6 protein-coding genes are annotated in these 7,307 nt (G+C 34.4%); 4 read left to right on the top strand and 2 right to left on the bottom strand.

Annotated elements, in window-relative coordinates:
- Nucleotides 1-110 precede the first annotated feature (110 nt).
- A complete protein-coding gene (locus tag ACODH8_RS07110) occupies nt 111-299 on the bottom strand; it encodes a hypothetical protein (RefSeq protein WP_332465230.1) in 189 nt (62 codons plus the stop codon).
- Between the two features lie 199 nt (nt 300-498).
- On the opposite strand from ACODH8_RS07110, the gene ACODH8_RS07105 reads away from it, so the two are divergent.
- From ACODH8_RS07105 to ACODH8_RS07095, 3 genes are all read left to right on the top strand, one after another.
- Complete coding sequence (locus tag ACODH8_RS07105; protein WP_332465231.1) at nt 499-1,935, top strand: NCS2 family permease; 1,437 nt, start codon at nt 499-501, stop codon at nt 1,933-1,935.
- A 109-nt stretch (nt 1,936-2,044) separates the two neighbouring features.
- On the top strand, nt 2,045-2,269 hold the full coding sequence (locus tag ACODH8_RS07100; protein ID WP_332465232.1) for a hypothetical protein: 225 nt from the start codon (nt 2,045-2,047) through the stop codon (nt 2,267-2,269).
- Entirely contained in the window at nt 2,269-3,474 is a 1,206-nt protein-coding gene (locus ACODH8_RS07095) for a multidrug efflux MFS transporter (RefSeq protein WP_332465233.1), read from the top strand. Before ACODH8_RS07100 ends, ACODH8_RS07095 begins: the two co-directional genes overlap by 1 nt.
- 40 nt (nt 3,475-3,514) lie before the next feature.
- Here ACODH8_RS07095 and ACODH8_RS07090 read toward each other — a convergent pair whose 3' ends face one another.
- Nucleotides 3,515-3,709 (bottom strand): DUF2929 family protein, encoded by a 195-nt coding sequence (locus ACODH8_RS07090; protein ID WP_332465234.1) that lies wholly within the window; start codon nt 3,707-3,709, stop codon nt 3,515-3,517.
- A 136-nt stretch (nt 3,710-3,845) separates the two neighbouring features.
- Here ACODH8_RS07090 and dnaE point away from each other — a divergent pair, with 136 nt between their 5' ends.
- On the top strand, nt 3,846-7,172 hold the full coding sequence (dnaE, locus tag ACODH8_RS07085) for a DNA polymerase III subunit alpha (RefSeq protein ID WP_332465235.1): 3,327 nt from the start codon (nt 3,846-3,848) through the stop codon (nt 7,170-7,172).
- The last annotated feature ends 135 nt before the right edge of the window (nt 7,173-7,307 follow it).

Here is a 7,307-nt window from a genome sequence, read left to right as displayed (position 1 = left end):
GGAATAACTAACATCACTATTTAGATATTCTCGGACAACTTTATGCTTAAATTTATAGTTATACTTTGTCATAAAAATACACCCCTAAAGTTAGATTTTTTGGTCTAACTTTAGGGGTGCACTACAAATCCCTTATAAGCTCGGCTAACAATATTAGGATTGATGTTTAATGAACCAGACATTTCTCTAACGGATAATAAACGATCGCCAGGAGCTAAGACCCCGTCTTTGATCTGTTTTTTCACGTCTAGTTCAATCTGCTCATGTAATGGACAATTACTGAGTTTATTAACAATCATGAGCTGTTCCTCCTTACGTAATGAGACTCTTACTCTAATTCTAAATAAGATCTTTTGTTTGTCAACACGAATTATAAATATGATGTTATTAGTTAATTTTCAGAAAAACTATTGCATATTTTTCAATAGACGACTATAATCATACTTGTTGAAGTTAAACACGAACATAATATGTATTAAAAGGGTGGAATATTAAGTAATGGAAAAGTTTTTTAAGTTAAAAGAAAATGGAACAACGGTTTCAACAGAAATAATTGCTGGTTTAACAACGTTTTTTGCAATGAGTTATATTTTATTCGTTAACCCATCAATCTTATCTTTATCAGGAATGCCTTTTCAAGCAGTTTTCCTAGCAACTATTTTAAGTTCGGCAATTGGAACTTTAGTTATGGGATTATTCGCTAACGTTCCTTACGCACAAGCACCAGGTATGGGGCTAAATGCTTTCTTTACTTTTACAGTTGTTTTTGGATTAGGTTATTCTTGGGAACAAGCTTTAGCAATGGTTTTCTTATGTGGGATGATTAATATCGTCATTACAGTAACAAAACTTAGAAAATTAATTATCAAATCAATTCCTGAAAGTTTACAACATGCTATTGGTGGCGGGATTGGTATTTTCGTAGCTTATGTTGGAATCAAAAATGCAGGTTTCTTACAATTTACATCAGATTCAAATGCGATTGTCAGTTCAACAGTTGAAAATGGTGAAGCTGTCAATGTGGTATCAAATGGTGGGATTGTCCCAGCCTTGGCTAACTTTAATAACCCAGCGATTTTACTTGCTTTAGTTGGTTTAGTATTAACAAGTGTTTTAGTGATTAAAAACGTACGTGGAGCTATTTTAATTGGAATCGTCGTAACTTCTATTATTGCTATTCCAATGGGCGTTGTTGATTTAGGTGCTATTAATTTTTCAGAAAATTCATTAGGTAATTCAATTAAAGAGTTAGGAACAACATTTGGCGCAGCTTTTGGACCAAACGGTATGCAATCATTATTCTCAGATGCGTCTAAAATTCCTCAAGTTCTATTAACTGTTTTAGCTTTTAGTTTATCTGATATCTTTGATACAATCGGAACATTTATCGGAACAGGTCGTCGTACAGGAATCTTCTCTAAAGAAGAAGAAGAAGCTGTTGAGACAAGCTCAGGGATTAAATCAAAAATGGATAAAGCGTTATTTGCAGATGCGATTGCAACAAGTGCAGGAGCCGTTCTTGGAACAAGTAATGTAACAACTTATGTAGAAAGTGCTGCTGGTATTGGAGCAGGTGGACGTACTGGATTAACGTCAGTTGTCGTTGCTATTATGTTCCTATTAAGTAGTTTCTTATCACCAATCGTAAGTGTCGTGCCAGCTCAAGCAACAGCACCAGCTTTGATTTTAGTAGGTGTTATGATGATGGCTTCATTCAAAGAAATTAACTGGGCTGATTTAGAAGACGCTGTTCCAGCATTCTTCACTTCAATTTTTATGGGCTTATGCTACAGTATTTCTTATGGTATCGCGGCAGGATTTATTTTCTACGTGATTATTAAAGTAGTAAAAGGAAAAACAAAAGAAGTATCACCTGTATTATGGATTGTTACAGGATTATTCATTATTAACTTTATTGTTTTAGCAACACTATAAACTAAGAGAGGGTGACTCTAAAGTCGCTCTCTTTTTTATTTATGCCTTTTATTAGTAAAGACAGATTAAATGGAGTAGAATATTATTAGAGTTTAATGGGAGTGATTAAATGACACAGGAAAAAATGAAGCAAGCAAGTAGTGACATACATCGGGATATCAAGGCTTTAAAAGAAAGAATGGCAGATTACGATTGGCATTATCGTTTGTCGCGCTTTGATGAAAAAATTGAGACACCAAAAGAAGAAGCGGTTTCTATTTTAGAGACTATCAAATTGTCAGATAATAACAAATACTCAGAAAATAAGACAGGAAAGGAATGTCAGCTTAATTAATGGAGATTGACTGGAAAAAGAATTTATACATCGCGTGGGTTGGATGTTTCTTTACAGGAGCCAGTTTCAGTTTAGTAATGCCTTTTATTCCGATTTACATCGAGCAATTAGGGGCGCCTGCAGATAAAATCGAATTTTATGCAGGACTATCAATTAGTGTGACAGCTCTTTCAGCTGCTATTTTCTCACCAATTTGGGGAAGTCTAGCGGATAGAAGAGGACGTAAGTTAATGATGATTCGAGCAGCAGCTGGAATGACGTTAACGATGGGGTCTTTAGCTTTTGTGCCAAATGTTTTTTGGTTACTTGTGATGCGCTTTTTTAATGGCGTGTTGGCAGGATACATTCCTAACGCCACAGCGATGATCGCCTCTCAAGCACCACGGGATAAAAACGGTTGGGCATTAGGAACGCTAGCCACAGGTGCCGTAGCAGGGAATCTTATTGGACCTTCAATCGGTGGGATTTTGGCCGAAACAGTTGGGATTCAGAATGTGTTTTTAGTAACAGGAACTATTCTTTTGATTAATACCTTATTAACAATCTTTTTTGTTAAAGAAGATTTTAAACCTGTTCCTAAGAAAAACATGTTATCAACAAAAGAAGTCTTTAAATTAGTTAAAAATCCAAGTGTCTTAATTGGATTATTTATTACAACATTAATCTTGCAAATTGGCATGACCAGTATTAGCCCTATTCTAACGCTTTATATAAGAGAGTTAGGTGGGGAAATGGATAATATTTTATTTGTCAGTGGGATGATTGTTTCCGTAGCAGGGATATCTACTTTTATCTCTTCCCCTATTTTAGGGAGAATTGGAGATAGGATAGGAAATCAACGGGTCTTATTTAGTGGACTTATATTATCCTTATTATGTATTGTTCCGATGGCATTCGTTCAAACACCTTTTCAATTAGGGGTTTTTAGGTTTTTTATGGGCTTTTCAACGGGAGCTTTAATGCCTTCAATTAATACCTTAATTAGTAAATTGACACCGCAAGAAGGTGTTAGTCGTATTTTTAGTTTTAATACGATGTTTACTAACTTCGGACAAGTGATGGGACCTTTAATTGGGTCAACTGTGGCTAATGGTTTTGGTTACTCGTCAGTCTTCTTAGCAACGGGGATTTTAATCCTTGCCAACATTGTGTTGACGTTCTTTAATTTTAAAGGAGAGTTAGCTTTTAAACATCCACTAAAATAAAAAAATAAGAGGCTTTCCTTAGTAGGTTAGCCTCTTATTTTTATTTAGCTTCAGTTTTAGTTTTAGATTTTTTAGGTAATGCTACTTCACCGATAATAATAACAAGAACGGCAACAATAACAGAAACAATAAGTACTTGCTTAAAGTCGTATACCCCGTTAGTTAAGGCAAGACCGATATAACCTACAACTTGTCCTAAAATCAGTGTCCAAAAAAGAACGATTAATTTACTCATATTGATACGCACCTCTTTTCACAAATAGTTTACCAAGCTTCCATAAAAATGTAAAGTTAAGTTAGAAGATTTATCAGATAAAGATAAAAAGAATTATGTTATAATATTATTAGAAAAAAAGACATGGAGGGATGAGATGAATTTAGGACAATTGCAAGTATTAACATCCTACTCGCTATTAAAAAGCACCAATGAAATTCCAAAGCTTGTAGCTAGTGCTAAAGAGTTAGGGTATTCATCTCTAGCTATAACAGATGTCGATACGATGCATGGTGTTATTGAATTTTATAAAGAGTGTCAAAAAGTAGACATTAAACCCATTATTGGAATGACCTTAACTTTCCATAGTAAAGAAGGTCAAAATAGATTATTTGAATTAATTCTTTTAGCTGAATCAAATGAAGGGTATCAAAACCTAATTAAGATTTCGACTAAAAGAATGGAAAAAGAAGTGAAAGACTATTTCTACTTAGAAGAGCTTTCAGGCCTGACTTCAGGAATAGTCGCTATCTTGCCATCGGAATTAGAAAAAAATGAATGGTATTTTCTTCAGGAACAACAAAGTCCGGCAATGGAAGAAACTAGCGGTTTTTTAAGAGAGTTATTTCCAGCTAGCTATCTGTATCAAGGAACCAGTTTGCATCAAGAAGTGGAGAAAAATCAGTCTTGGTTAGCTATTTTAGCTGACTACGGGATTGAATCACTTGCTTTACATGATGTGCGTTATTTAGCGCCTAGTGATCATTTCTCAGTTGAAGTTTTGAAGCATATTGATTCAGGAGAAAAAATTCATATTGATTTTGAGCACACAACGGGAGCCTTTTATTTACCAAGTCATGCATCTTTTGAGGAAGGCTTTACGCGAAGTGGTTTTACGAATGCTTTAGAAAATAATGAACTCGTAACCTCAAGATGTCACGTGGAAATTGCTTTTAATCAGAAACTATTACCAAAGTTTCCAGTACCAGATGGACAAACCGCTAAGACTTATTTAGCTAAATTATGTCAAGAAGGATTAGAGGAACGTGGGTTAGCTCAAAACCCTGATTACCAAGAACGATTAGCCATGGAATTAGCAGTCATTAATGAAATGGGCTTTGATGATTATTTCTTAATTGTCTGGGATGTAATGAAATATGCCAAAGACCATCAGATTGTAACGGCTTGTCGTGGGTCTGCAGCGGGTTCTTTAGTGTCTTATTCACTTTATATCACCAGTGTTGATCCTATTGAATACAACTTACTTTTTGAGCGGTTTTTAAATAAAGAACGCTATACCATGCCCGATATTGATATGGACTTACCAGATAATCGTCGGGAAGAGTTGCTTCAATACGTTCATAGTAAATACGGTCACTATCAAGTGGCTCAAATAGCAACCTTTGGAACATTAGCAGCTAAAATGGCTTTAAGAGATGTGAGCCGCGTGTTTGGCCTTAGTCAAAACGAAGCTAGTGTGTGGGCCAATAGTATCCCAAACGTCTTAAAAATTACGTTAGATGAGGCTTACGCTCAGTCAAAAAAATTAAGAGAGCTAGTTGAGGTTTCAGAAAAAAACAAATTATTATTTGATACAGCTAGAAAAATAGAAGGCTTACCAAGACATGTTTCCACTCATGCAGCAGGAGTGGTGATTAGTGACCAACCTTTAACCAATTTAACGCCTCTTCAAACAGGTTCTAACGGCATTTTGTTAACCCAACAAGCTATGGGAGACATTGAAGCAATTGGTTTACTGAAAATGGATTTTCTGGGACTTAGAAATTTATCAATTATAGGAAACACCTTAGATTCGATTAAGTACATTCATCAAAAAGATTTGCGCTTAGAAGATATTCCTTTAGATGATGAGAAAACTTTAGAGCTTTTCCGTAAAGGAGAGACAGTTGGGGTTTTCCAATTTGAGTCAGAAGGGATTAAACAAGTATTACGTAAATTAGGCCCAACCTCTATTGAGGATATTGCGTCAGTTAATGCGTTATATCGACCAGGCCCAATGCAAAATATTGATTTGTTTGTTGCAAGAAAAAAAGGGAAAGAAGCCATTAACTACCCTCACAACAATTTGAATCAGATTTTAGGATATACCTACGGAATTATTGTTTACCAGGAGCAGATCATGCAAATTGCCTCTTTAATGGCAGGTTTTAGTTTAGGTCAAGCTGATATCTTAAGGCGAGCTATTAGTAAGAAGAAAAAAGATGTTTTAGATGCTGAGAGACACCATTTTGTGACTGGTGCTGTCAATGAAGGTTACACCAAAGAAGTATCAGAAGAAGTTTATCAGTATATCGAACGGTTCGCTAACTATGGTTTTAATAGGTCACATGCTGTTGTTTATGCAGTATTAGCCTACCAAATGGCTTATCTAAAAGTCCATTACTCAGAATGTTTTTTTGCTTCACTGTTACACTCAGTTAAAAATAATCCAACTAAAATAAAAGAATATATGGTAGAAGCTAAAAAACACCACGTGGCTATTTTGCCACCTGATATTAATAAGAGTGAGTATAGCTTTAAATTACATAAAGGGAGTATTTTATTTGGTTTCTCAAGTCTCAAAGGGATTCGACGGGATTTTATTCAACACCTTGTCACCGTTAGAAAAGAAAATGGACCTTATTCTTCCTTAGAGAACTTTTTGATTCGAATTAATGGCAAATGGCTCAAAGAAAGTAATATTTTACCTTTAATCTATATTGGTGCTTTTGATTCCTTGCATAGTAATCGCAGACAATTGGTAGCTGATTTAGATAGTACTATCAGAAATATTGAGTACAGTGGTGGAAGTATGGATTTATTAGGTGTTTTGAGTTTGAAGAAGGAAACTATTCCAGATTTCACCTTGGAACAAAAATTGAATCAAGAAGTAGAGTATCTAGGAAGTTATATTTCAGGCCATCCAATTGACGCTTTTGGTCATTTGAAAAAAGGACGCCAGATAAAAGAATTTGGTGAGACAACTATTGGTGATTCAGGTCAATTTTTAGTGTATGTTACTCAAGTCAAAAAGATACGTACTAAAAAGGGTGAATCTATGGCCTTTTTAACAGTCAGCGATCAAAGCCAAGAGATGGATGTCACCGTTTTTCCGAAATTATTTAGACAACTTAATTTATCTATTGAAGAAAATGAAGTGTATTTGATTTCAGGTAAAATAACTGAAAGTACTTATAACCAAATGCCACAGTTATTAGCTGATTCTATTGAAAAAGCATCTGAAGTCGTTAATTTTAATCAAGGGAAAAAATGTTACATTAAAATTACCCAAGAAAATAATCAAGTGCTCCTCTTAAATAAAGTGAAACAACAACTGTTACAATTTAAAGGAGAGTTACCAGTTATTTTGATTTTTGAGGATAAAAATCTATTATTAGAAGAAATTTATTGGGTAAATGAATCTAAGGAGCTGATTGAAAATATTTTCAGTATTCTTGGAAACAATACAATAGTTTTTCAGTAAAAATCATTGGGCAAAGCGCTCAAAATAAAGGTTGTTTTTTTGTCAAAGTGAATAAATTAAAGGTTTTCATGTTTTTTTCAATGATTTTTGCGGATAATGAAAGACTTTTTTATAAAACAATGGTAAAATGATTTT

The organism is Vagococcus fluvialis (assembly GCF_048815235.1).
GTDB lineage: Bacteria > Bacillota > Bacilli > Lactobacillales > Vagococcaceae > Vagococcus.
The sequence above is the reverse complement of the archived record's forward strand: the minus strand, read 5'-3'. Positions and strand labels throughout refer to the sequence as shown.